General features: G+C 70.4%; 22 protein-coding genes. 11 read left to right on the forward strand and 11 right to left on the reverse strand.

From position 1 onward, the window contains the following. Positions 1–138: 138 nt before the first annotated feature. Positions 139–1,776, reverse strand: a complete 1,638-nt coding sequence (locus tag OG246_RS18625; protein WP_266463395.1) for an alkaline phosphatase D family protein — start codon at positions 1,774–1,776, stop codon at positions 139–141. A gap of 93 nt (positions 1,777–1,869) precedes the next feature. Continuing rightward, positions 1,870–2,514, reverse strand: a complete 645-nt coding sequence (locus OG246_RS18630) for an HNH endonuclease family protein (RefSeq protein ID WP_266463399.1) — start codon at positions 2,512–2,514, stop codon at positions 1,870–1,872. Between the two features lie 472 nt (positions 2,515–2,986). On the opposite strand from OG246_RS18630, the gene OG246_RS18635 reads away from it, so the two are divergent. Continuing rightward, a complete protein-coding gene (locus OG246_RS18635) occupies positions 2,987–3,568 on the forward strand; it encodes a TMEM165/GDT1 family protein (RefSeq protein ID WP_266463402.1) in 582 nt (193 codons plus the stop codon). A 267-nt stretch (positions 3,569–3,835) separates the two neighbouring features. Further along, positions 3,836–4,501, forward strand: coding sequence for an HAD family hydrolase (locus OG246_RS18640; RefSeq protein ID WP_266463405.1), 666 nt, complete (start codon positions 3,836–3,838; stop codon positions 4,499–4,501). A gap of 659 nt (positions 4,502–5,160) precedes the next feature. Here the strand turns inward: OG246_RS18640 and OG246_RS18645 are convergent. Continuing rightward, entirely contained in the window at positions 5,161–6,081 is a 921-nt protein-coding gene (locus OG246_RS18645) for a peptidoglycan-binding protein (protein ID WP_266463408.1), read from the reverse strand. 189 nt (positions 6,082–6,270) lie between these two features. On the opposite strand from OG246_RS18645, the gene OG246_RS18650 reads away from it, so the two are divergent. Then, entirely contained in the window at positions 6,271–8,370 is a 2,100-nt protein-coding gene (locus tag OG246_RS18650; RefSeq protein WP_266463412.1) for an MFS transporter, read from the forward strand. An 8-nt stretch (positions 8,371–8,378) separates the two neighbouring features. On the opposite strand, the gene OG246_RS18655 is transcribed toward OG246_RS18650, so the two are convergent. Beyond that, entirely contained in the window at positions 8,379–8,888 is a 510-nt protein-coding gene (locus OG246_RS18655) for a GNAT family N-acetyltransferase (protein WP_266463415.1), read from the reverse strand. A 181-nt stretch (positions 8,889–9,069) separates the two neighbouring features. Here OG246_RS18655 and OG246_RS18660 point away from each other — a divergent pair, with 181 nt between their 5' ends. Both OG246_RS18660 and OG246_RS18665 read left to right on the forward strand, forming a co-directional pair. Further along, positions 9,070–9,759: a hypothetical protein gene (locus tag OG246_RS18660; protein WP_266463418.1), complete on the forward strand. Its 690-nt coding sequence runs from the start codon at positions 9,070–9,072 to the stop codon at positions 9,757–9,759. Positions 9,760–9,764: 5 nt separating this feature from the next. Beyond that, the gene (locus tag OG246_RS18665; RefSeq protein WP_266463420.1) at positions 9,765–10,463 is read left to right on the forward strand and encodes a hypothetical protein; all 699 of its coding nucleotides are present in this window, start codon (positions 9,765–9,767) and stop codon (positions 10,461–10,463) included. A gap of 495 nt (positions 10,464–10,958) precedes the next feature. Here the strand turns inward: OG246_RS18665 and OG246_RS18670 are convergent, their stop codons facing one another. Next, positions 10,959–11,384, reverse strand: a complete 426-nt coding sequence (locus tag OG246_RS18670) for a DUF1992 domain-containing protein (RefSeq protein WP_266463421.1) — start codon at positions 11,382–11,384, stop codon at positions 10,959–10,961. 120 nt (positions 11,385–11,504) lie between these two features. On the opposite strand from OG246_RS18670, the gene OG246_RS18675 reads away from it, so the two are divergent. Beyond that, on the forward strand, positions 11,505–11,900 hold the full coding sequence (locus OG246_RS18675; protein WP_266463423.1) for a hypothetical protein: 396 nt from the start codon (positions 11,505–11,507) through the stop codon (positions 11,898–11,900). A 9-nt stretch (positions 11,901–11,909) separates the two neighbouring features. Here OG246_RS18675 and OG246_RS18680 read toward each other — a convergent pair whose 3' ends face one another. Then, positions 11,910–12,581, reverse strand: coding sequence for an O-methyltransferase (locus OG246_RS18680; protein ID WP_266463425.1), 672 nt, complete (start codon positions 12,579–12,581; stop codon positions 11,910–11,912). A 377-nt stretch (positions 12,582–12,958) separates the two neighbouring features. Here OG246_RS18680 and OG246_RS18685 point away from each other — a divergent pair, with 377 nt between their 5' ends. Continuing rightward, positions 12,959–15,010, forward strand: a complete 2,052-nt coding sequence (locus OG246_RS18685) for a bifunctional glycosyltransferase 87/phosphatase PAP2 family protein (RefSeq protein ID WP_266463428.1) — start codon at positions 12,959–12,961, stop codon at positions 15,008–15,010. Here OG246_RS18685 and OG246_RS18690 read toward each other — a convergent pair. Together OG246_RS18690 and OG246_RS18695 are read right to left on the reverse strand one after the other, a co-directional pair. Beyond that, on the reverse strand, positions 14,964–16,598 hold the full coding sequence (locus tag OG246_RS18690; protein WP_266463431.1) for a hypothetical protein: 1,635 nt from the start codon (positions 16,596–16,598) through the stop codon (positions 14,964–14,966). The two genes, OG246_RS18685 and OG246_RS18690, sit on opposite strands and share 47 nt — an antisense overlap. An 84-nt stretch (positions 16,599–16,682) precedes the next feature. Then, positions 16,683–17,279 (reverse strand): hypothetical protein, encoded by a 597-nt coding sequence (locus OG246_RS18695; RefSeq protein ID WP_266463433.1) that lies wholly within the window; start codon positions 17,277–17,279, stop codon positions 16,683–16,685. A gap of 227 nt (positions 17,280–17,506) precedes the next feature. On the opposite strand from OG246_RS18695, the gene OG246_RS18700 reads away from it, so the two are divergent. Together OG246_RS18700 and OG246_RS18705 are read left to right on the forward strand one after the other, a co-directional pair. Then, the gene (locus tag OG246_RS18700) at positions 17,507–18,640 is read left to right on the forward strand and encodes a sensor histidine kinase (RefSeq protein WP_266463436.1); all 1,134 of its coding nucleotides are present in this window, start codon (positions 17,507–17,509) and stop codon (positions 18,638–18,640) included. A gap of 1 nt (position 18,641) precedes the next feature. Next, positions 18,642–19,298 carry a response regulator transcription factor gene (locus OG246_RS18705; RefSeq protein WP_266463439.1) on the forward strand — a complete coding sequence of 219 codons (657 nt, stop codon included), beginning with the start codon at positions 18,642–18,644 and terminating at the stop codon, positions 19,296–19,298. A gap of 25 nt (positions 19,299–19,323) precedes the next feature. Here the strand turns inward: OG246_RS18705 and OG246_RS18710 are convergent, their stop codons facing one another. The 3 genes from OG246_RS18710 to OG246_RS18720 are packed head-to-tail and all read right to left on the reverse strand — an operon-like array spanning position 19,324 to position 22,240. Continuing rightward, the gene (locus OG246_RS18710) at positions 19,324–19,998 is read right to left on the reverse strand and encodes a response regulator (protein WP_266463442.1); all 675 of its coding nucleotides are present in this window, start codon (positions 19,996–19,998) and stop codon (positions 19,324–19,326) included. Then, positions 19,974–21,104 (reverse strand): hypothetical protein, encoded by a 1,131-nt coding sequence (locus OG246_RS18715; RefSeq protein ID WP_266463444.1) that lies wholly within the window; start codon positions 21,102–21,104, stop codon positions 19,974–19,976. The genes OG246_RS18710 and OG246_RS18715 overlap by 25 nt, the downstream gene beginning before the upstream one ends. Next, the gene (locus OG246_RS18720) at positions 21,092–22,240 is read right to left on the reverse strand and encodes a sensor histidine kinase (protein WP_266463446.1); all 1,149 of its coding nucleotides are present in this window, start codon (positions 22,238–22,240) and stop codon (positions 21,092–21,094) included. Before OG246_RS18720 ends, OG246_RS18715 begins: the two co-directional genes overlap by 13 nt. A 292-nt stretch (positions 22,241–22,532) precedes the next feature. Between OG246_RS18720 and OG246_RS18725 the strand changes: the two genes are divergently transcribed. Together OG246_RS18725 and OG246_RS18730 are read left to right on the forward strand one after the other, a co-directional pair. Beyond that, positions 22,533–23,462 carry a hypothetical protein gene (locus tag OG246_RS18725; RefSeq protein WP_266463455.1) on the forward strand — a complete coding sequence of 310 codons (930 nt, stop codon included), beginning with the start codon at positions 22,533–22,535 and terminating at the stop codon, positions 23,460–23,462. 75 nt (positions 23,463–23,537) lie between these two features. Further along, positions 23,538–23,966, forward strand: coding sequence for a hypothetical protein (locus OG246_RS18730; protein ID WP_266463457.1), 429 nt, complete (start codon positions 23,538–23,540; stop codon positions 23,964–23,966). Positions 23,967–24,015 lie beyond the last annotated feature (49 nt).

Genomic DNA, 24,015 nt, shown 5'->3' on the forward strand with positions numbered 1-24,015 from the left:
CTGGAAGCGGACGGTCCGCCTCATCATGCCGTCGTACGGAGCGGGAGCCGAGACCTGGGGCGGATGATCGGCGTCAGGTGTGGGATGCCTCACGAGCATCAGGGACAACGCGCACAACAACCGTACGCAATGCGCCTATTAGGTGGTGAGTACGGACTCCTCCACTGTTTCGAGGCGGGCGCCTCCGCCGCGCAGAGCCCGTGCCTGGTCCAGGCGCAGGGATGCGGAACGCCCGCGCAGCGTCAGGGTCATCAGCTGGTTGCCGAACCAGGGGCCGCCGGCTCTGCGCCACTCGACGGGCGGGTGCGCGCAGCGGCCGTGCCGGGTGAACCGGTGCCCGATCGCCCGCCCGAGGCCGCTCCAGCCGAAGCGGAAGCCGAGCCTTATGTGCAGCGGTATCGAGTTGTGGACGGGGGAGCAGGTCAGCTGGAGCACCCGGGCGGCGGGCTGGGCGCCGCCGGGCCAGGTCGGCTCGGCGACATACGCGTGGTGCACGTCTCCGGACAGCACGCACACCGTCGCCGGGGCGTCGTCCCCTGAGCCCGCCCCGGCGATGAACTCCGTGAGCGCCTCGAACGAGGACGGGAACGCCGCCCAGTGCTCCAGGTCGGCAGCCCTGCGCATCTTCTCCCCGAACCGCGCCCACCGCTCACCCCGTTTCCCCTCGCACAGCGCCGCGTTCCAGGTCTCGGCGTCGTGTATGAGCGGGGGAAGCAGCCAGGGCAGGGAGGTACCGATGAGGAGATGGTCGTACGAGCCGGGCGACTCCAGCGCCTGTTCCCGCAGCCACTGGGCCTCCCCGGGGTCGATCATCCGGCGGTTCTTCTCGTCGAGGACGCGGGCCGCGCGGGTGTCGAGCATGACGACGCGGACGCGGCCGAAGTCGCGGCGGTAGCTCCAGCGGACGGAGGCTGGGTCGGCGTCCGCCTGGGCGGAGAAGGCGCGCAGGACGTCGGTGCCGTCGGGGGTCTCGCGGACGGCGGCGTACAGGAGGTCCTCGGACAGTTCGCGCGGGGAGAGGTTGCCGAGGTGCTGGTGGACCCAGTACGACATCAGGCCGCTCAGGATCCGCTCGCGCCACCACGGGGTGGAGCGCATGTCGGCGACCCAGGAGGCGCTGGTGTTCCAGTCGTCGATGACGTCGTGGTCGTCGAAGATCATGCAGCTGGGCACGGTGGACAGCAGCCAGCGGATCTCGGGGTCGAGCCAGGACTCGTAGTAGAGGCGGGTGTACTCCTCGTAGTCCGCGACCTGGTGGCCCGGGGGGTCGTCGAGGCCGCGGCGGGCGGCGATCCAGCCGAGCGTGGCCTGGGAGACCTCGTCCGCGTACACCTGGTCGCCCAACAGCAGCAGAACGTCCGGGCGTTCGCCTTCCGGAGCCCCGGCGATGCGGGCCGCCAGGGTGTCGAGGGCGTCCGGGCCCACCGGGTCCTTCTCGTCCTCGGGCGGCGCGGCCCAGCGGCAGGAGCCGAAGGTGACCCGGACGGTGTCACCGTCGAGGGTGCTGACGACCGAGGGCGGGAACCCGGAGTCGGGCAGCGGCCAGACGGAGGAACCGTCCAGCAACACCTCGTACGCGGTCGCCGTCCCCGGGGTCAGTCCGCTCACCGGCACCAACGCGTAGTGGTGTCCGGCGACTTGGAAGGTCCGGGCCTCGCCGCGAGAGCCGTCGGCGCAGCGCACCTCGGCGATGCACGGACGGCTCGCCTCGACCCAGAAGGTCGCGGACGAGCCGTCGACGTACCTCAGCAGCGGTCCCAGGCGTAGTTCCGCCAAGTTGATCAGCCTCCTCCGTCGCCCCGTACGGTACGGAACGACGGAGGTCGGCGGGGAGGTTCCGGGAACCGCGACCTTGTGAATTGCGCCGGATCAGCAGCCGCTGAGGACCGAGGTCAGCTTGGTCTTCTCCGCGGTGTCGACCGAGAGGTCGTAGTAGTACTTCACCTGGACCCAGGCACGGACGTACGTGCAGGCGTACGAGGTGACGGACGGCATCCACTCGGCCGGGTCCTGGTCGCTCTTCGACTGGTTCACGTTGTCCGTGACGGCGATGAGCTGCGGGCGGACCAGGTCGTTGGCGAAGTTCTGCCGCTGGGTGCTGGTCCAGCTGTCGGCGCCGGAGTCCCAGGCCTCGGCCAGCGGGACCAGGTGGTCGATGTCCAGGTCGGACGCGGCGGTCCAGGTGGCGCCGTCGTAGACGGAGTACCAACTGCCGCTGGTGGCGGCACAGGCGGAGCTGGTGACGACGTTCGTGCCGTCCCGCTTCAGGACCGTCTCGCGGGTGTTGCAGGTGCCGCTGATGGTGATCCAGTGGTTGAACAGATCACGGTCGTAGCCGGTGCGGTCCTCGGTCGCCACGGTGAGGGAGGCGAGGTAGGTGCGGGCGGTGGCGGCGCTGACTGGGGTGGGCAGCGCGGCGGAGGCGGTCGGGCCGTTGAAAATCCCGACCATGGCTATCAGACCGGTGACGGCTGCGAGTACACTCAGCCGTCGACGCGCGTAGACCTTTGGCATGCGAACTCCCTTGGAGTGGGGGGTCGTTGGGGGCGAGCGAGCACATGCTTGCGGCGGCGTGTTTCCAGAGGATGTGCGTCAGGTGAGAAGTTAGTGACGTGCTCATGACACATCAAGACTTCTGACGAATCTGGCGAACCAGATGTCCTACGCCAGTCCGACGAACCAGAACTCCTACGCCTGCGGCGGGACCAAAGGCCCTACGGGGTCCGCGCGGCCGTCCCGTACGATGGATGGCGCAGAAGGGGAGTAGCTCTTCGCCGGACCGTCGACATACTGCTCAGCTCGTCTGAGCCGGCGCCCGGAGGCAGACCTCGTTCACGGGGCCGGCCAGCGAGACCTTCGGCAAGCAGTGCACAACATGTGCGTCATTCGTACGTTTTCGTACGGGTGCCCCTGTGTGCTGCCGTGCCGAGGTGTCGCGTCGCAGTCACAGCACTCTCGGTGGGGCAGCCCGACCGATTGAGGAATTTTGATTAGCTTCAGTGTCATGGCCGTCGTCTTCGGCGTCGTCTTCCTCGCCGAACTGCCGGACAAGACCGCGCTAGCCGGACTCGTCCTCGGCACCCGCTACCGCGCCTCGTACGTCTTCGCAGGCGTCGCCGCCGCCTTCGCCCTCCATGTAGCGCTCGCAGTCGCTGCGGGCAGCGTCCTGACCCTGCTGCCGCAGCAGATCGTGCACGCCGTCACCGGTGTGCTCTTCCTCGGTGGCGCGGCGGTGCTGCTAATGAAGAAGGACGAGGACGAGGAGGAGGTCCGCAAGCCCGCGAACCAGAGCTTCTGGAAGGTTTCCGGGGCGGGCTTCATGCTCATCCTGGTCGCCGAGTTCGGCGATCTCACCCAGATCATGACGGCGAACCTCGCGGCCCGCTATGACGATCCGCTCTCGGTCGGCCTCGGTGCGGTGCTCGCGCTGTGGGCGGTCGCCGGGCTCGGGATCGTCGGCGGCAAGGCGCTGATGAAGCGGGTGCCGCTGCGGCTGATCACCAAGGTCGCGGCGATGCTGATGCTGGGGCTCGGGGTGTGGAGCCTGTTCGAGGCGGTGACGGGCTGAGGTCCCCGTGCTCGGTCGGGCAGGTGTCCGTGCGGCCTACGGGTGGTGTCTCCCTGCTGTCTTGGGGGTGACTTTCCGTAGGTGCGTTGGTAAAGCAGCTGGTCAGGGCCGGTGGCGCCGAGGCCCTCTTTTTTGTATCGTGAAGGAACAAAGTGGCTCCCGTCTGCACTCCCTGACCGGCGGGCGGGGTCACCTTGTCACTGGGGGCCGTAACCGGTCCCCTTTGCTGGGTTTTCCTCGTATCCCACGTCTTCCGCGCCCTGGAGCATGCCGATGACGGCTCCCACCGTTCTGACCGCCCGCGCCCTCCTGCTCGACATGGACGGCACCCTCGTCAACTCGGACGCCGTCGTCGAGCGCGTCTGGCGCCGCTGGGCCGACCGGCACGGGCTGGACGGCGACGAGGTCATGAAGGTCGTCCACGGCCGGCAGGGGTACGCCTCGATGGCCGTGCTGCTGCCGAGCCGGCCGATGGAGCAGAACTACGCGGACAACGCGTGGATGCTTGCCGAAGAGACCGCGGACATGGACGGCGTCGTCGCGGTTCCCGGTGCGGCAGAGTTCCTCGCATCCCTTGCCGGGCTTCCGCATGCGTTGGTTACCTCCGCGGACGTGGGGTTGTCCACCGCGCGGATGGCTGCGGCCGGGCTTGCGCTGCCGGATGTACGGGTCACCGCCGAGTCCGTCGGGGCGAGCAAGCCGGATCCCGAGGGGTTCCTCAAGGGGGCCGCGGAACTGGGCGTCGCGCCTGAGGAGTGTGTCGTCTTCGAGGACTCCGGGGCGGGGATCTCGGCGGGGCGTGCCGCCGGGATGCGGGTCGTCGGGGTCGGCCCTCGGGCCGGGTTCCACCGGCCCGACGTGGTGGTCCGTGACCTTACGCAGGTGCGGGTCGAGGGTGTGGACGGTGGGGGGATTCGGCTGTACGTGGGGTGAGGACGCGGACCCGACGCGGGTGCGGGGGAAGGGTTTTTTCGCCCCCTCCGCCCCTTCCCGTCCCGTTCCTGGGGGCTCCGCCCCCAGACCCCCGTTCGCCCGAAGGGCTCGTCCTCAAACGCCGGACGGGCTGAATGGCCCTACCCGGAGCTGAAGAGTGCCGCCCCCGTGGGTGGGTGGGGGATCGGGATGGTGCAGCGTTTTCCTGGACGCCGGTCGGGCTGAATGGCCCTGCCCGGAGCTGAAGAGTGCCGCCCCCGTGGGTGGGTGGGGGATCGGGATGGCGCAGTGTTTTCCCGGGCGCCGGTCGGGCTGAAGGGTGTTCGCCGGGCTGAGAGGTGCGGCTCCGTGGGTGGGTGGGGATTGGGATGGCGCAGTGTTTTCCTGGACGCCGGTCGGGTTGAAGGGTGCTCGCCGGGCTGAGGAGTGTGGCTCCGCGGGTGGGTGGGGGATCGGGATGGCGCAGTGTTTTCCCGGGCGCCGGTCGGGCTGGATGATGATGCCCACCGGCGGGAGGGGGCGTGCCGGTACGTCCAAAGCCCGTCGCGTACGTTCGCGTCACCGGGCGTTTCAGTGCTCGGGCGACGTCTGATCCGGCGGCGACGGGCGGACGTACCGGCACGCCCCCGACCCACCCACCGAGCAGCAGGCCGAAACGGTCACGGCTCCGTCGTCTCCGCTTCCAGGCTCGTCCGGGTCGCCCCGCCGTACACGCCCAGGTCGTCGGCTGTGATTCCCCGGGCCCACTGGTAGCGGCGTACGGATTCCTCGACCTGGTTGTCGTAGTCGCCGTCCGCGTTGCCGACGTACAGGGCCAACTGGGTCAGGCGGAGCTGGAGTTCGGTCACCTCGGGGCCCTCGTCGCCGCGGCGCAGGGTTTCGGTCTGGCGGGCGTCGTCCGATTCGTCGCCGGTGGCCTCCGCCGAGCCGGTGGCGCGCTCGGTCGTCGGGGTCTGGGACGGAGTGGCCGACGGGGACGGGGTCGAGGACGCGGCCGACGAGCGTGACGGTGAGGGGGTCGCGCTGGGCGGCGGCGGCGCCGGGGCGGCCGGCGCCGGGGGCGACGACGACGTGCTCGTGGACGGAGACGCCGAGGCGGACGTGGGGGACGCCTCCGGGACGCTCGCTCGAACGGCGTCCGGCAGGGCGCCGTCCCGCGAGGGAGTGTCGTACGAGAACAGCCCACTGGCGAAGCCCGCCGCGGCGACGACCGTCACCACGGCCCCGGCGACGCCCAGGAGGACGACGCGACGCCGCCGCCCGGACCGGGGTGGTACGTCCGGCGGCGCGCCGGCGCCGCTGGGCACGGCCGCCAGCCGCATCGTCGACGCGGAGGCATCGTCGGAGAACCCCGGTACGGCGACGGACACCGGCACCACGGCCGTGTCCGCGTCCCCCGGCTCCAGTTCCACGTACGGCCGGATCCGCAGCGGATCGAAGTCCTCCGCCGCAGCCGCCTCCGCCGTACGCGCGTCGCGCAGCGCATCCGACGCACGCTGGGTGCAGGCGCACGACGGGCTGCCGTCCGGCGCACGGGGCGCCGCGCACTCGGGGCATATGTGCCCGTTCGGTTCATTCACGCGTGGATCCATCCCCTGTCCTCCCCCTGAGGAACTCCCGAGGTTATCCGTACGTCCCCCACACAATCTCCCCGGAGCCCCCGGAATCCCGGCCTCCGCAGGACTCAACAGGCCATAACCGGTCACACCGATCAGGATGGAGGGTGACCGGGACGCTACCGGGGCCCTCGGGGCCGGCGGGAGGTCTGGATGACCGAGGACGGGCACGGCACGGACGGCGGGCCGTCCGCGCCGCTGGGCGTGAACGAGAGCGCCGTCAGACGGCGCGAGGCGGCCGCCACCGACGCCGGCGAGCACGTGCACGGCAGCGTCCTCGTCTCGATCGGCGCGCTGCTGCTCGGCATGCTGCTGGCCTCCCTCGACCAGACGATCGTGTCGACCGCGCTGCCGACGATCGTCAGCGACCTCGGCGGCCTGGACCACCTGTCGTGGGTGGTCACCGCGTACCTGCTCGCGTCGACCGCGGCGACCCCGCTGTGGGGGAAGCTCGGCGACCAGTACGGCCGGAAGAGGCTGTTCCAGGCCGCGATCGTGATCTTCCTGATCGGCTCCGCGCTGTGCGGCCTCGCGCAGAACATGCCGCAGCTGATCGGCTTCCGGGCGCTTCAGGGCCTGGGCGGCGGCGGACTCATGGTCCTGTCGATGGCGATCGTCGGAGACCTCGTCCCGCCGCGCGAACGCGGCAAGTACCAGGGCCTGTTCGGCGCCGTCTTCGGCACGACCAGTGTGCTCGGCCCGCTCCTCGGCGGACTCTTCACCGAACACCTCAGCTGGCGCTGGGTCTTCTACATCAACCTGCCCATCGGCGTCGTCGCGCTCATCGTGATCGCGACGGTCCTGCACATCCCGAGGAAGTCGGCCAAGCACGTCATCGACTACCTCGGCACCTTCCTCATCGCGGCGGTCGCCACCGCCCTGATCATGGTGGCCTCGTTCGGCGGCACCACCTGGGGCTGGGGCTCGCCGCAGATCATCGGCCTCGCGGTCCTGGGTGTCGTACTGGCCGTGGCCTTCGTCTCCGTCGAACGCAGGGCGGCCGAACCGGTCCTCCCGCCCAAGCTGTTCCGCATCCGCACCTTCGTCCTGTCCGCCGTCATCAGCTTCATCGTCGGCTTCGCGATGTTCGGCGCGATGACCTACCTGCCGACGTTCCTCCAGGTCGTGCAGGGCGTGACGCCGACGATGTCCGGCGTGCACCTGCTGCCGATGGTGTTCGGGCTGCTGCTCGCCTCCACCGCCTCGGGGCAGATCGTCAGCCGCACCGGCCGCTGGAAGGTGTTCCCCATCGCCGGTACGGGGATCACGGCCCTCGGCCTGCTGCTCCTCCACCAGCTCGACGAGTTCAGCAGTACCGGCGAGATGAGCGCGTATTTCTTCGTCTTCGGTCTGGGCCTCGGCCTGGTCATGCAGGTGCTGGTGCTGATCGTGCAGAACGCGGTCCCGTACGAGGATCTGGGCGTCGCCACCTCGGGCGCCACCTTCTTCCGCTCCATCGGCGCCGCGTTCGGCGTGGCCATCTTCGGCTCGGTCTTCGCGAGCCGCCTGGGCGACAAACTGACGACCGCGCTCGGCGGACAGCAGCTCCCGGCGGGCACCAGCGTGGACTCGCTCAAGGCCGACCCGAAGGGCATCGCCGACCTGCCGGCCACGCTGAGGCCGCCCGTCCTGCACGCGTACGCCTCGGCCATCACCGACGTCTTCCTGTACGCCGCCCCGGTCGCCCTCCTCGGCTTCGTACTGGCGTGGTTCCTGCGCGAGGACAAGCTGCGCGGGTCGGTCATGGCGCCGGACGCCACCCAGACGCTCGCGAGCAATCCGGTGGAGCGTTCGTCGTACGACGAGGTGTGCCGGGCGCTGTCCGTGCTCGGCACCCGGGAGGGGCGGCGCGAGATCTACGAGAAGATCACCGTGCGGGCCGGCTACGACCTGCTGCCCGCCGCGAGCTGGCTGCTGCTGCGCATCAGGAAGTACGGGTGGGCCGAGCCCGCGCAGCTGGCCGAGCACAGCGCCGTACCGCTGACCGTCGTGATGGCCGCGGCCCGGCAGGTCGAGGAGCGCAGGCTCGCCGTCCGCGAGGGACTCGACCTCGTGTTGACGGACGAGGGCCGCGAGGCCGCCGCGACGCTGTCCAGGGCGCGTGAGGAGTCCCTCGGGGAGCTGCTCGGCGACTGGTGGGGGCCGGACCGCCCGACCGATCTGGTCAAGCTGGTCGAGGAGTTGAACGCCGAGTTGTGCGGGTCCGACGAGGAACGCCCGCACAACGGGACGGTGCCGCAGCGCTCGGTCTGATGTTGTGCCTACCTGTTGAGCCGTTTCTCGAACCAGTGCTCGGCGTAGATGTCGTCGTTGTGCCGCTCGGTCTCCTCGTAACCGTGCCGGGCGTACAGCGCACGGGCCTCCACCAGGTCGCTTCGCGTGTCGAGGATCAGCCGCTCGGCGCCGAGCCCGCGTGCCGCCTCCTCGGCCGCCGAGAGGAGCACGGGGCCGCCGCCCTTGCCGCGCAGCTGCTCGCTGACGAAGACCCGTTTCAGCTCACCCGTGCCCGCGTCGAGCATCCGCACGCCCGCCGTGCCGCCGGGCTCGCCGTCGTACCGCGCGACCAGCAGCACCCCGCCCGGCGGCGCGAGATAGTCCCCGGTGTCGGCGGCGACCTCCCGCTCCAGCTCCGCCGGATCGGTCGGGTGCCCCTCGTGGAGCAGGTACCAGCGGTCGCTGACCTCCGTGTAGTACGCCCGCCACAGCGCGGCGGCGACGGGGGAGTCGAAGGGTTCGGGGGCGACGGTCCAGGAAGCCGGCGTACGGGTCATGGCGGTCATTGTCACGAGGTGCCGTACGCGGTCCGCAAGCGGATTTCGGCGGGCGGTCTCCGGGGCGTTCCTGTTTGAGAGGCGTTCTGCGGGCAACCCGGTGCGGGAACCGGCCCGTTGGGTCGAGCAGTTCGAGCAGATCGAGCAATTCGAATAAGTCGGAGTACCCGGGAAGGCACCCATGTCCACAGGCGTGATCATCGCTCTGATCGTGATCGTGGCGGCCGTCGCCGTTGTCGCGGCCGCCGTGACCATCCTTGCTCGAAGGCCGCAGGGCGGACGCAGCCTGCAGCGGCGCTTCGGGCCCGAATACGACCGGACCGTCGCCCGGCACGACGGCGACACCAAGGCCGCCGAGCACGACCTCGCGGAGCGCGTGAGGCGGCACGGTTCGCTGCGGGAGCGGGCGTTGGAGCCCGCGGTCCGCGATAAGTACGTGGTCCGCTGGGCGGCCGCGCAGGAACGCTTCGTCGAGTCGCCCCGGGAGGCCGTGGCCGAGGCCGACCGGCTGATCGGTGAGGTGGCCGGGGCGCGGGGGTTCCCCGACGGCCAGTACGAGGAGCAGTACGCCGCGCTCTCCGTCCACCACGGGCCCCATGTCCTCGGCTATCGCCGGGTGCACCGGGCCGCGCTGGCCCGTACCCCGGACGGTGACGGCGCCAGCACCGAGGGGCTGCGCAAGGCCATGGTCGAGGCGCGCGCCCTCTTCGAGGAGCTGGTGACGCCGATCCGCCAGGACACGTCGAGCAACGGGGCGGACGAGAAGTCGTCCACCGCGCCGACCGCATCCAACCGCCCGGAGGGCTCCGTCCCCGAGGGTCGAACCCACCTGCCCTGGTCGTTCACCAGGCGTCAGGCGAAGGGGAGTTGAACATCATGAAGGACATGCCGGCCGACGAGACCAAGGACCCTGCGCGCCCCGACCAGACACGGTCCGACCCGACACGCTCCGACCCGACGAAGGGCAGCGTGCGCCCGGCGCCCGGCGAGGCGGCTCCCGCCCGCGAGGCCCCGACCGGCGGCGAGGACACGCCTGTACAGCGGGCCATCCCCGTCCGGCCCGCTCCTGGCACGGGGGCCCGCGAGGGGGTCGGTACCTCCGCGGACGAGTCGGTCAGCGGCTCGGCCGGTGCGGTCCGCGGGAGTGATCCTGACGCTCGGCGAGGCACCCACGGTGCGTCGTCCCGCGAGGGCGCCGGCGGTCTTGGCCGTGACACCGGGGACGGTGCGGTCCGTGAGGGCAGGGGCGATACGGCGGTCCGCGGGCGGCCCGTGACGTCCGGAACCCGGCAGGTCCCGGACCATGACGCCCGGCTGCTTCCGCAGGACGAGTGCGACAAGTTCGAGCTGCGGATCCGGCATGCCGTCGGTGGGTTCGTCGACGAACCCCGGGACGCCGTGGCGGAGGCCGACCAGGTACTGGAGGAGCTCGCCGCGCGCTTCACCGACGCCGTCTCCCGGCGTCGCACCAAGCTGCGTACGTCCTGGCAGGAGAAGACCGGCGCCGACACCGAGCAACTCCGGCTCGCCCTGAGGGACTACCGCGAGGTAACGGAACGCCTACTGAGGTCCTGACCCCGGCGACACCCGGCCGACGCCGGAGCACCGATTTTCTTCGCCCCCTCCGCCCCTACCCGTCCCTTGCTTCTGGGGGCTGCCGCCCCCAGACCCCCGCTTCGGCCTGAACGGCCTCGTCCTCAAACGCCGGACGGGCTGAAAGATCTCCCCCCGGCCCGGGGCTGCAGAGTGGAGCTCCCACGGGTGGGTGGGGGATTGGGACGGCACTACCTCGTCCTCGGACGCCGGACGGGCTGAAAGATCTCCCCCGGCCGGTTAGAAGGATCTGCCGCCGGCACTGAAAGATCTGCGGCCGGGGCGAAAGATTTCAGCTCCGTCCGGGGAAAGATTCAGCCCCTCCGGCGTTTGAGGAGCGGGGTCTGGGGCGGAGCCCCAGGAGTAAGGGACGGGTAGGGGCGGAGGGGGCGAAAAAACACCCCCGCGACCCCCCACCGGCAGCCGCCCGTCGGTGTCACTGAGGCCGCGCCCCGGACCATGTTCCGGGGCGCGGCCTCAGTTGTCAGTGGAGGGGGTCGGGCCCTCCCGGTGTTCTTGCCAGTCTTGGACGATGTCTTCGACGTCGTACGGCTTGAGGCCGAGGGGTGGGCCGGGTGGGGGTTTGAACATGACTTCGCGGATCTTGGTGTTGATGTCTTCGATGATGCGGCGTACGACCCGCTCGGAGGGGGCCGCGGCGGCCGCTGCGAGGGCGTCCTCGGCCTCTTTGCGGAGGGCGAGGGTGGGAGGCAGTACGGACAGGCCCTCGCGGGCCATCTTCCGCTTGATCCACCACAGTTCGTCGTACGACGTGTCGGTGATCTCGGGCATGGGCCGCCCTGCCCCGGGAAGCTCCGCGAACTCCCCGCGCGCCTCCGCCTCGCGGATCTGCCGGTCGATCCAGGACTCGAAGCTGACACCGGGTGGCTTGCGCTCGGTCATGAGTCCATTGTGCAGGAGGCTGCACGGAGGGGCGACGGGGCGAACTATCATGCGGCGGCGGCGCGTCAAACACGCTCCGTACGTGGACAATTGGACCGGCAGGAAACTGAAGGAGCGCACGTGCTCGAACTCACCATGGCCTCGGTAACAGGGGCGGACGCGGGCGCGACGGCCGGGATGCTGATGGCCGACGCACCGAGCGACCCCGGTGCCATGCTGCGGGTGGGCAGGGACAAGGCCGTGTGCCGTCTCGCGACCCCGGACGACTGGCTGTTCGTGTCCCGGGTGCACCTGGAGTTCCTGTGCGGCCCGGACGGCTCCTGGCAGGTCACGTGGCTGCAGGGCTCCCGCCCGGAGCCCTCGTCCGAGGTACGGCTGACGATGGCGGGCCAGCTGACCCAGCCCCTCCCGTACGGCGGCACGGCCAGGCTCCCCGCGGGCAGCGCCGGAGAGATCGTCATCCTGGACCGCACCGGCCCGTACAGCGTGAACGTGGGCTTCTACCACGAGGTGTGAACAGCGGCCTCAGGCCAGTACTCGGGCGAGCGCGAACCCGTCGTACCCCTTGCTCCCCACCGTCTGGACCGCCGTACCGCTCAACTTCGGGTGTGCGGCGATCAGTTCGAGCGCGGCCCGGGTGCCCCGCACGCTCCGGTCGGTGCTGTCCGCGTCGGTGACCGCGCCCTCCCGTACGACGTTGTCGAGGACGATCACGCTGCCGGGACGGGTGAGCTTGACGGCCCACTCGATGTAGTGCGGGTTGTTCACCTTGTCCGCGTCGATGAAGACGAAGTCGAACGGCTCCGGGTTCTCCTCGGCCAGCTTCGGGAGCGACTCGAGGGCGGGCCCGACCCGCACTTCGGTGATCTTGTCGAGGCCGGCGCGGGCGAGGTTGCCGCGGGCGACCTCGGCGTGTGCGGGGTCGTACTCGAAGCTGATCAGGCGGCCGTCGGCCGGGAGGGCGCGGCCCAGCCAGATCGTGCTGTAGCCGCCGAGCGTGCCGATCTCCAGGATGCGGCGGGCGCCCTGGATCTGGGCGAGGAGCTGGAGCAGCTTGCCCTGGTTCGGTGCGACGTTGATGGGTGGCAGTCCGGCCGCGTCGCTGTCGCTCAGGGCGGCGGTCAGGGTGTCGTCGGCGGGGGCGAGGAGGGCGGTGAAGTAGTCGTCGACGTCGTTCCAGAGCTGCGACTCGCTCATGCACCATGCCTTTCGTATGCCTATTTAGATGGGCTAACTAGTCCGAGAGGTGAATCTAGTCGCGGGCGCCGAGGTTTTCCAGCGGTTTGTGCCGGGTGTTCGCGGCTGGATCCGGTCGATGAAATGCCGCGTGCGCAGGCGGGGCGACCTGGCCGTTCGGGGCCTTTCGGGGGGTCGTCTGTGATCTGTGTCGCGGACCTGGGGTGGAACTGAACCGTTCGCGCACTATCGTCATCCGGACAAAAGATGGAAGGACGTCAGGTGAAGTGGGGGTTGCCTGCGTCTCACATCGGAGGCGGTGTGAGCCTCAAGGGGACCGGTACAGATACCCGCGCGTGGGACGCGTGGGACGGACGGGGCGGGAGGGCCGACGCGGCGTGGCGAATGTGGAGCACGGCGGAAGAGCGGGTAATGCCTTCGGGGCGGGGGCGGCCGAGACGGCGAAGGCACGGCTGAAGGCTGTCCGCATCGGGCTGTGGGTGATCGCCGCGGTGCTGGCCGTACGGCAGCTCACCGTCGTCCTGAGCACCCCGAAGGGGGAGCGGCTGACGGATCTGGAGACCTGGGTCGGGGAGAACGGCGTCCTGCATGTGAAGGGGTCGCTGTACGACTCCTCGCAGTTCACCGGGACCCCGTTCGGGGGACTCGTCCTCAAACCTCTCACCCGTTCGGCGGAACAGGCCCTCGGCTGGGGCTGGACCTTCGGCACCCTGCTGCTTGTCGTCGCGCTCGGCCTGGTCGTGGCGCGCGCACTGCCCAAGCCCGTGACCCGGCGGGCCTCGCTGCTCGCCGCACCCGTCGCGATCAGCCTCCTGATGCTGTCGCTGCCCGTGCGCAACACCCTCTACCTCGGCCAGACCAGCATCATCCCGGTGCTGCTCGTCCTGCTCGGCTGCTTCGCCGTACGCGGGCAGCGGGCCAGCGGCGTCCTGATCGGCCTCGCCGCCGCCCTGCAGCCGACCGTGCTGCTCTTCGCGCCGCTGCTCTGGTTCACCGGCCGCAGACACGCCGCCGCGACCACTGGTGCCACCTTCGGGGCCCTCACCGCGCTCGCCTGGGCCGCGATGCCGCACGACTCGTACACCTACTGGGTGCACCACCTGGCGGGCGTCGGTCTCGGCGGCAAGGCGGACGGCCTCGGCAACCAGTCCCTGCACGGCGCGCTGCTGCGGCTCGGCCTGGAAGGCCCGCTGGAGATCGCCCTCTTCCTGCTGCTCGGCGCGGCCGTCGCGTTCCTAGGGCTGCGCAGGGCCGTGCGCTACGCGCGCGACGGTCAGCTGCTGCTCGCCGTCGCGATCACCGGCTGTGTCGCGGTCGCCGTCTCGCCCACGACCTGGCAGCACCAGCTGCTGTGGGTGCTGCTCGCGGTGGTCGGACGGGTCGGCAAGAAGACCTCGGACCGCTACATGTGGCCCGTCGCCGTCATCCTCGTCATCACGCTGCCCGCGAAGATGATGCTGCCGAACATGCCGGCCCTCTACCCGCTGCGCGACAACGTGGTCCTGATCGCCGCGCTCGCCGCCGCCCTCGCCGTGCCGTTCCTGTCCCGCACGTCCGAGTACTACCGCAGGCCGATCCCCACCGAGTACGCGCCCGTCGTCCCCGCGCGCTGGTCCCGTGTCCCGCTGCTCCCGTTCCTCGGCCGGGTCCTCAGCCGCCCGAACCTGCTGCTCGAACTGCTCCTGATCCGCGTCGGCTACTCCGCGTACCAGCAGGTCAGGCTGGCCGCGACGGGCGGCACCAACACCGGTGGGCGGATCACCGCCGAGCACCACGCCGACCAGATCCTCTCCATCGAGCGCTTCCTGCAGCTCGACATCGAGCACTGGGTCAATCACGCCGTCGTGAAGGTCGACTGGCTGCGGAGCTTCTTCGACTTCTACTACACGTCGTTCCACTTCATCGTGCCGCTGTCGGTCCTCGGCGTGCTCTACGTCCGCCGCCCCGCCGACTACCGCTGGGCCCGCGCGGCGCTCGGCTTCGCCACCCTGTTCGCGCTCGTCGGTTTCTGGCTCTACCCGCTGGCCCCGCCGCGCCTGATGCCGGGCCTCGGCATCATCGACACGGTGCACGGCGTCCAGGACTTCTCCAAGCCGGACTACGGCACGCTCACCGCCCTCACCAACCAGTACGCGGCGATGCCCTCGCTGCACTTCGGCTGGTCGCTGTGGTGCGGGCTCGTGATCGCGATCCTGGCGCCGAAGTGGTGGATGAAGGCACTGGGCCTGCTGCACCCGTTCTTCACGGCCTCCGCGATCGTGGCGACCGGCAACCACTGGATCCTCGACGCGGCGGGCGGCGCGGTCGTCGTGGGCGCCGGCTTCGGGCTGACCTACCTGCTCCAGGGCCCGCGGCCCCGGACGCTGCTGAAACCGGTCGAGGTCAGCACGGAGGAACCGGTCCCGGTGACGGGCCGTACTCGGAGCTGATCCGGTACTCGCCCGGCCGGGAGACCGTCAGCCGCGTGAACTCGCCGTCCTGCGCCAGGCAGCCCCCGTCGGCGCGCAGCCACGGCGAGTACGCGACCCGCACGGTCACCGAGCCGGGCTTGGGTATCCGCACGTCGACCTCGGCGCTCGTGGTCCGTACGACGGAGGCGGGCGCCGACACCAGCGGCGCCGCGTCGCGCACCCGGAACACCTGCCAGTGGGCGTCGCTCCACACCGGCTCCAGCCACGCGGGCGGGTTCCGGACCAGGCGGGCCTCCGCCTCGGCGAACCCGTCCGGCTTGCCGCCGGGCAGGACGACGAGGCCGACGGCCCAGTGGTCCAGCCAGGCCCGGTAGGTCGCCGCCGAGAAGGTGCCGTCGTAGAACAGCCGGCCGCGTTCGATGTCCAGCTGGCGGTTCCAGCCGCGCGCCAGGTTCACGTGCGGGGCGAGCGCGGTGGCCTCACGGTGGTTGCGGGCCGGGACCACCTCGACGCGGGTGCGGTCGGCGCCGAGCCGGTCCAGGGCGGTGATGACGCCCTGGGTGTCGGCCGCCCAGGCGGGCACGTTCGTCGACACCTCCAGGTCGTCGACGGTCTTCTGCCCGACCCAGAAGAGCGAGTAGCACAGGGCCGCGATCAGGGCGGTGCGCCTCAGGGGCTTGAGACTCGGCGCGCCCAGCAGCACCGCAAGGAGTACGGCGGGTGCGAACAGTTCCGCGAAACGCTCTACGTTCGTGCCGACGGGCGAGGGGATCAGATACGTCAGGACGGTCCCGGCCGCGTAGACGACGCCGCTCCACCGCGCCACCCGCCAGCCGCGCGGGGCCAGCACGGCCACCGTCAGCCCGAGCAGCACGGGCGGCCCGATGCGGCCCGGCGGCATCAACTGCTCGCCGCTGAACGGGAACAGCAGCGTGGTCGCACCCACCACGATGGCGGGCGGCAGCAGCAGCACCCCGGCCCGCACCCGGTCCCGTGCGACGAGATACGCCGCCCCCACCACCACCAGGAACAGCCCGGCCACCGGACTCGCCATCGTCGCAAGGGCCGCGTACGCCGTCGCGAGCAGCAGCCGCCGTTCGCGCGTCAGCAGCACACAGGCGGCGAGCCCGAAGGCCACGCCGAGCGCGAACGTCGTACGCCCCGAGGCGACGTTGCACCACAGCGCGAGTGAGGCGAGCAGTGCCGGGGCCACCGGCCGCCGTATCCCCGTACGGCCGATCAGCACTGCCGCGAGCCAGGTGGCGGCGAGCCCGGAGGCCACGGTCACCGTGCGGACACCCAGCGTGGCCATCAAGTACGGGGATATCAGGCTGTAGTTGGCGGTGTGCATCCCGCCGTACCAGAACAGGTTGTACGCCGATCCGCCGTTCCGTGACGCGAACTGGGCCCATGCCTCCTGGGCCGCGAGGTCGCCGCCGCCGGTGGCGAGGAACACCCACCACACGGCGTACAGCGGGAGCGTGGGGAGCGTCGCGAGGAGCGGGAGGCGGTGGCGGTGCCAGAACCTGCGGACGGGATGGTTCCGGGGCGGGGCCGTGCGGTCCGGCCGGACGAGGGTCAGGTCGGTCAGTGCGGCAGAGGCCACGGCTCTGGGTTTCCGTTCGATGTCTTCGAAGGTGCGGGTCGGCTGCGCCAAGTGTGTAGACGCGAAGTGGACCGAAAACGTTCATCAGGGAGCCACGGGAAGTCGCGACGTGGACAAAGCCGTTGCCTCCGCGTGCTGCCACAGTGCGGCCGCGAGCCAGATCAGGACGGCGCCGACCAGGATGTGCAGCGCGACCGTGAGCAGGGAGTCGGGCAGCGAGGTCAGGAACGCGAACAGCGGCAGCACGACGGCGTATCCCCACGACGGGATCCTCGGGAACACCCGGGCGCGGATCAGCGTCGCCCCGAACAGGGCACAGCCCACAGCGAAGACGGCTGCGGACCCGATGAGCACGGGGACCGTGGGGCCGCCGGCCAGAGCCTCGTCGATGACGGCGTCGTCGAAGTGGAACAGCACCAGGTTCGCGGCGAACGCGGCACCGCCGAACAGCCCGAGACCGACGAGGTTCACGGTGTGGGCGAGGTCCCCGAAGCGGCCGGTGACCGCGCTCTGCCTGCGGTGCAGCGCGGTGAGCAGAGGCAGCGCGAACGCGGGGGAGAGGGCGAACAGGACGCTGGTCGCGGAGGTCTCCCCGGTGAACGCCTCGATCAGCGCGGGGAGGGCGAGCAGCAGGCCGGACAGGGCTCCGCACAGGGCGGCGGTACGGAAGGGCGAATACATGGGGTCTCTCCGGTTGCTCGGACGGTGGGGCAGGGCGGCAACCGTAAGAAGCGGTCGAGGGGGGAGAGGAGGTGCAGAGCGGCCATGACAGCGGACGGAAGTCACCATCTCCCGTGCGGGGGAAGGCCGTTCGGCATGTGCCGTTCGGCCCGACCTGCCCTGAGTTCTCCCGCCGGTCTCACCCAGGGGCCGCCCCCGGCTTAGCCTGGCGACGACAGGGGGTGCCTATGGCCGTGTTCGTGCCCGTGCGGTGGGTGGCTCCGCTGCTGTACGGCGTGGTCCTCGTCGGCGGTCTGTACTACGCGGTGGCCGGCCCGGGACCGACGGGGTGGTGGCGGCCGGCCGGCTTCGTCGCCGTGCTCGGGGCGCTCTTCGCCTTGGAGGCCATGGGAGGGCGCCGGCCCGCCGCCCGGGTGCCGTTGCTGCTCGCGCGGTGCGCTCTGATCGGGGCGGTGGTGGTCCTCGACGCGTCGGGACTGTCCCAAGTGCTGTTCGTGCTGCTGCCGTTCACCGCCTACTTCGCCTTCGGCCGCACGACCGCGCTCGCCCTCGGCGCCCTGTGCCTGGCCGGGCTGCTCACCGTGTACGTGCTGACCGCACCCGGCTGGTATCGCGACCTGGAGCACGTGTCCGACCTGCTGATGCTCACCGTCGGCCTGGTCCTCGCGCTCTCCATGGCCGCCGTGGCGGTCGGCGAGCAGCGCGCACGGCGCGAGGTGGAGGAGTACGCCGAGCAGGTCGCCGAGCTCTCCGCCGCCACCGAACGCAACCGGCTGGCCCGCGACATCCACGACAGCCTCGGGCACCATCTCACCGCGATGTCCGTGCAGTTGGAGATGGCCTCGGACTTCCGGGCCCTGGACCCCGACGCGGCCCAGCGCGCACTGAACGAGGCCCGGCGGTCGGTACGGCTCGCGCTGGGCGACGTACGACAGTCGGTGCGTGCGCTGCGCGACGAGGCGGCGCGGCCTTCGCTCTCGGTCGCGCTGGCCGGGCTTGCGGAGGACAGAGCGACGCCGCCGCGGGTCACCGTCGAGGTGAGTGGAGACGAGAACGCTTACGGAGCAGCCGAGTTGACCGCGTTGTACCGGGCCGCGCAGGAAGGCGTGACCAACGCACGGCGTCATGCACGGGCTTCGCGGGTGACGGTGGTGGTCTACCTGGAGGGGGAGGCGGCGCGGATGGTCGTGACCGACGACGGCCTGGGCTTCGCGCCGGACGCGGAGGATTCGGCGGCCGGTGGGTTCGGTCTTGTCGGGATGCGGGAACGGGTGCAACTGGTGGCGGGGAGTGTGGACATCGAGAGCGGGCCGGGGGCGGGTACGCGGCTTACGGTGACGGTTCCGCGAGGAAAGACGTGACATGGACGAAGAGTTGGTGCGGGTGAGAGTGCTGGTCGTCGACGACCAGCGGCTCATCCGCGACGGGATCGCCTCCCTGCTGTCCATCCGTCCCGGTATCGAGGTCGTCGGTACGGCGGTCGACGGCCGGGACGCCGTCGCCAAGACCCTCGAACTGAGCCCGGACGTCGTCCTGATGGACGTACGGATGCCGGAGATGGACGGCGTCGAGGCGGTGGCCGTGCTGCGCGGCCGGGCGCCGGAGTGCCGGGTCGTGATGCTGACGACTTTCGACGACGAGGAGTACGTAGTCCAGGCTCTGCGCGCCGGAGCCCACGGCTACCTCCTCAAGGACCTCCCCGCCGAGGAACTCGCCCAAGCGGTACGCCTGGCCCACGCGGGCGTCACCCAGCTCGACTCCACCGTCGCCCGCCACCTGACGGCTGCCCTCCCGTCGCCCGCACCCGTGGTGAAGGCCGCCCCCGCCGTCTCGCTGAGCCCGCGCGAGACGGACATCCTCCGGCTCCTGGCCCACGGCCACACCAACCGGGAGATCGCCGCCCGCCTGTACCTCAGCGAGGGCACGGTCAAGAACCACGTCTCCCGCATCCTCAGCCGCCTGGCACTGCGCGACCGTACGCAGGCGGCGCTGCGGGCTCGGGATCTCGGGCTGCTGTGAAGGCCTGCACCACCGGCAGAACTGCTCAACCCCCGCTGACCGCCGCCGACTCGTAGCCCGTGATGTCGTCGGGTGTCACCAAGCCGTCCTCGATCGCCCGGGCCAGCATGTCCGCCTTTGTCGGTGCGGTTCTGCCGACCTGCGCGTACTTGACTCTCGCGCGGCGGATGTACACGTCGACCGTGTGAACCGATACGCCCATGCGGCGGGCGACCGAAGCCTTCGACATGGACTGGAACCACCAGAGCAGGGCGGTGCGTTCCTGCGAGGACAGTTTGGGTCTGCTCGCGCCGCGGTCACCGACGAGGACGCCCGCGGCCGTGGGCGTGACGTACGGTCTGTCGCCCGCCGCCGCCAGCACCGCGTTCACCAGGTGGGCCCGTCCTTCGTTCTTCGCGACGAACTCGCAGGCGCCGGCCTCCAGCGATTCGAGCACCACCCGCTGCTCGGTGAACTGCGAGAAGGCGATGACCCGTTGGCCCGCCGCGGCCAGCGTGGCGATGTCGCCGATGACGAGTGTGCCGTGCAGATTCAGATCGAGGATGAGGACATCCGCGACGCCGGGCTCCACATCCGCGGTTTCGCCGGTGTGCTCCACCGAGATCCGCGGCTCCTCGGACAGCCAGGTCTGGATGCCTTCGATGACGACAGGGTGGTCGTCGACGATGGCAACGGTCAGGGAGCCGGACGTAAGGGCCATCGGGTTTCCCACCACAACTGATCCTCCTCCTGGTCGTACGCGGCGGACACGGTGAGCGGGCCCGGCGATTCCACGAGCGTCTCCGGCGGGGCGTCGGCCACCACGCTCACCACCACGTCCTCGGGTGTCGTCACCACAGTCACGCGCGCTCGGGTGGCTGCGGTTGCCAGGACCAGCAAGGTTCCTTCCGCCAGTTCGCGGCGGGCGGAGGCCGGCAGGTCGGGCAACTCGCCGTAGCTCAGCAGGGTCACGCGTACGCCACGCCGCTCGGCGACATCGGCACAGGCCCGCAGTTCGTGCAGGAGCGGGTGCGGGGTGTCGTCCGTCTCCACGAACAGCCTCCGCAGCCGGGCCGCCTCCACGGCGGCACGCTGGCGTACGACGGTGTCCGCCGGGTCCAGTCGACGTTCCGCCAGACCACTCAGCAGTGGTTCCACCCTGATGCGCAGGTACTCATAGCGGCGCCGGCGCTCGGCGTGCACGGTCTCGTCGGCGGTCGCGCGGGCGAGGTACTCCGCCTGTCCCGCGGCGATCTCGGTGGCTTCCCTCGCACCGTCGTTGAGCTGCCGTGCCAGGTACGCGAAGGTCAACTGGATACCGGCGGTGGTGTAGATCATGGCCAGCAGGCGGGAGACGGTGACATGGTCGAGTGCGCCGTCGGCGGCCAGGAAGCCCACCGTGACAGCCGTGTTGGCGGCGAGCAGGGTGATCAGCTCCCACAGCGGACGCTGTATCAGCAGCAGTACGCCGAACCAGCCCACGGTGTTCCCCGCCCAGCTCACATCGCCGATCGCTTCGCCCGCCGGGTACGCGGCGGTGGCGACGACGCCGGTGACCAGCGCCGCCCCCGCAAGCATCCGCGCGGTGCCCGTGTCGAGCGCCGAACGCAGCAGCAGGACCGCACCGACCGTCAGCACGAGCGTGAGGGCCAGCCAGGAGCCCGCGGCGGCGGCCCGCGGCTCGTACACCGGCCAGCCCCTGAGCACCAGCAGGGTGTCCAGGCCGAGGTGCCAGACGCCGACGATCACCACAAGACCGATGTTGACGGCCGTGGCGAAACGGGTGGCGACCATGCCCTTTACGACGTCGGCGGTTATGGTTCCCACCTCAGCACGACCCGGGTGCCGGCGCCGGGGGACGATTCCGCCCGGGCGCTGCCGCCCACGGCACGCATCCGGCCGTAGACCGATTCCCGCAGTCCGCGTCGGTGGGAGGCGACGGTCATGGGGTCGAACCCGCTTCCGCTGTCGTGGACTTCGACGGTGACGCCCTCACCGGCACGCCGGGCCGTGACCCGGGCGGCGCGGGTGTTCGCGTGCTGGGCCACATTGGTCAGGGCCTCGGCGACCCCTTGCGAGAGGGCCACCACGACCTCGTGCGGCAGGTCCAGCGGCGGCACGTCGAACTCGATGTCCAGTGGCGGGAGTCCGACGCGGCGCGTCAGAACGACGGTGCGCAGCTCGACATCCAGCGGGGCGGGGTCGTGCGCCACATCGCGTGCCGCGCCGGGGTGCGCCCGCAGGTTCTCGATGACGGCCAGGTCGGCCGCGGCCCGTTCCGGCAGCGCGGCGGAGTAACGGGTGATGCTGCCGGTGCCCACGATGGTGAGCGTGGCGAGCACGGTGTCGTGCAGCAGCCGCTGCTGCTCCAGTTCGTCGCTGCGGGCGGCGGACCGGGCCCGCGCCGACGCCCGCGCCGATGCCTCCTCCGACAGTGCGCGGTCCGCCCTGCGCGCTCCGTGCCGCAGCAGGACCACGACGGCGGCGGCCAGCAGCCCCTGGAGCACCAGGATGACGGGGGCTTCCCGTACGCCGGGGGCGCCCACCGCGTAGGCCACCGCGATGGCGATCGCCGCCGCCATCGCCCAGGGCTGCCGCAGCACGAACTGGGCGATGAAGACGCCGGTGCTGGCGACCATGTCGACCCATCCGCTGCCCGCGCTCGCTCCCAGGACCTCGGCCGGGACGAGCTTGCCGTGCGCCAGGCAGAGCAGCAGGACGACGGCGATGTCACCGGCGTAGAGCCAGGGCCGAGGTTCCGGGCGGAACATCAGGACGGTGAACAGGCCGCTCCACACCAGCAGTCCGACGACCGCGACGGCCACCCAGGCGGGGCGGGCGGGCGGTGCGAGGCCGACCACGGCGACCACGGCCGCCCCGACGGAACTGGCCGCCCGCAGGACAGCGGACAGGCGCGCCGACTTGCGCCGAAGCTGAAGCTGGGCGGGTCCCTGCGTCAACACGGATTCTCCGCCAAAGGAATTCCCGCCTCCGCTAAGAGAAGTGAGGGAATTTCGACCGCTTTCCTCACAACGTTTCCTCCGCACGCCGACGAGACCGGCTGCTGAGCTTAGACGAACGCGAGCGCGACCGACAGGGGCACTCGCGATATCTCGCGGCGCAGGGGCGGCGGCGCATGTCACGCGTTCGCGTGACATGCCTTCCTCCGGCCCGCCCCGTAATCTTCGGAACCGGGCCGATCGAGGGGGAATCTCGGGTGTTAGGGGGGAATCTCGGGTGTTATTCGAAGTTCGTGTGAAGGGAAAATCCTCCGTCCTTCTTTCACTGGCTCTCATTGTCTGCCTGGTGGCCGGCTGCGAGGCCGAGAGCGGAAACCCGAAGGATATGGAACGGCCGCAGAAAGGCGAGGCGGTCGGCGGGGCGGGTGAACAGGTCGGAGACCTGACCGTCGCTGAGGAGGTCGAGGTCGACCGCGCGGAGGAAGAGCTCGTCGAGGAGTGCATGGAGCGTCAGGGCCACCCGTACTGGCCGGCGCCGGTGGCGAGCGTCGCGGAACGCAAGGCCGGGGCGTACGTGGTGGACGACGTGGAGTGGGCTCGCCGTTACGGCTACGGCCGGCCCTTCGACATCGCGGCCGAGAAGGCACGCCTCAGTCACCCCAATGTCACCTACCACAACGCACTCCCCGAGCAGGAGCGCATCCGCTACTCCCGCGCGCTCGACGGCGATTTCGACGACGCCATATCCGTCGGGCTGCCGTCCGGCGGCACCATCCGGACACCACGCGAAGGCTGTCACGTCGAAGCGCAGGAGCGGCTCTACGGCGACTATCCGACCTGGTTCCGGGTCAAGAAGACCGTGACCGGGCTGACTCCGCTGTATGTCCCACGGATTCTCCGGGACGAGCGCCTGGTCACCGCGGTCAAGGCATGGTCCCGATGCATGAACGAGTCGGGAAACCCCTTCAGGAGCCCGGACGAGATACGCCAGAAACGGGAGTCTCTGGTCAAGGGAATGAATGCGGACCAAGCCCAGAGCGCCGAGGTGAAATTGGCTGTGGCCGAGGCCGAGTGCGCCCGTGAAACATCCCTCGGGGAGACCGCACGTTCCCTCGAAGGCGAATACAGGGAAAAGACACTTCGTGATTACCCCGAAGAGTTCGCGACCTATCAGCAGCTGAGGATGACCGCCCTTTCCCGGGCCAGGAACCTCGAAAACCGGTAGGCGCCCCACCGAAGATTTCCGTGGCGTCATGGCCGCGGGGAGTCCCACCCATCAGATGATCGAGGAGTTACACCCATGAGAAAACTGTCCGCCACCCTGACCGTCCTGGGCATGGCCGCTCTCGGAACCGTCGTCCCCGTCTCCGCCGCGCACGCCGCCGAGACCTGCTCCGACAACTACTCGGCCGCCACGGCCGGCTACATGTACGCCTACGACTATGTCGACTGCGTCGGGCAGCTCGGCAAGGTCTCGGGCAACGACTCGGACTGGGGCGTCGACTCCAACAAGGCCTCGTCCATCCTCAACAAGGGCAACTTCCAAGAGGTCCAGTTCTTCAACGGAACCGGCACGGGCTGGACCGGCGGCCACACCTGCCTCTCCCGCAACGAGGGCTACGCCTCAGACCTCACCAACAACTACTTCACCAGCGGCTACTCGGCCAACAACTCCATCAGCTCGCACCGCTGGGTGAACGCCAGCACCTGCGACAGGTGGGCGACCTGACCTCTGCTTCCACGTAGCCGAGGCTGACGAGCCTCTGTGCCTTGCGGGG

This window comes from Streptomyces sp. NBC_00620 (assembly GCF_026341825.1).
Classification (GTDB): domain Bacteria; phylum Actinomycetota; class Actinomycetes; order Streptomycetales; family Streptomycetaceae; genus Streptomyces.

Coding starts and splice junctions, on each gene's coding strand:
- OG246_RS18665 (WP_266463420.1), top strand. CDS start 9,765: ATGAAGGACATGCCGGCCGACGAGACCAAGGACCCTGCGCGCCCCGAC.
- OG246_RS18710 (WP_266463442.1), bottom strand. CDS start 19,998: ATGGCCCTTACGTCCGGCTCCCTGACCGTTGCCATCGTCGACGACCAC.
- OG246_RS18650 (WP_266463412.1), top strand. CDS start 6,271: ATGACCGAGGACGGGCACGGCACGGACGGCGGGCCGTCCGCGCCGCTG.
- OG246_RS18730 (WP_266463457.1), top strand. CDS start 23,538: ATGAGAAAACTGTCCGCCACCCTGACCGTCCTGGGCATGGCCGCTCTC.
- OG246_RS18695 (WP_266463433.1), bottom strand. CDS start 17,279: ATGTATTCGCCCTTCCGTACCGCCGCCCTGTGCGGAGCCCTGTCCGGC.
- OG246_RS18660 (WP_266463418.1), top strand. CDS start 9,070: ATGTCCACAGGCGTGATCATCGCTCTGATCGTGATCGTGGCGGCCGTC.
- OG246_RS18700 (WP_266463436.1), top strand. CDS start 17,507: ATGGCCGTGTTCGTGCCCGTGCGGTGGGTGGCTCCGCTGCTGTACGGC.
- OG246_RS18640 (WP_266463405.1), top strand. CDS start 3,836: ATGCCGATGACGGCTCCCACCGTTCTGACCGCCCGCGCCCTCCTGCTC.
- OG246_RS18630 (WP_266463399.1), bottom strand. CDS start 2,514: ATGCCAAAGGTCTACGCGCGTCGACGGCTGAGTGTACTCGCAGCCGTC.
- OG246_RS18655 (WP_266463415.1), bottom strand. CDS start 8,888: ATGACCCGTACGCCGGCTTCCTGGACCGTCGCCCCCGAACCCTTCGAC.
- OG246_RS18670 (WP_266463421.1), bottom strand. CDS start 11,384: ATGACCGAGCGCAAGCCACCCGGTGTCAGCTTCGAGTCCTGGATCGAC.
- OG246_RS18705 (WP_266463439.1), top strand. CDS start 18,642: ATGGACGAAGAGTTGGTGCGGGTGAGAGTGCTGGTCGTCGACGACCAG.
- OG246_RS18680 (WP_266463425.1), bottom strand. CDS start 12,581: ATGAGCGAGTCGCAGCTCTGGAACGACGTCGACGACTACTTCACCGCC.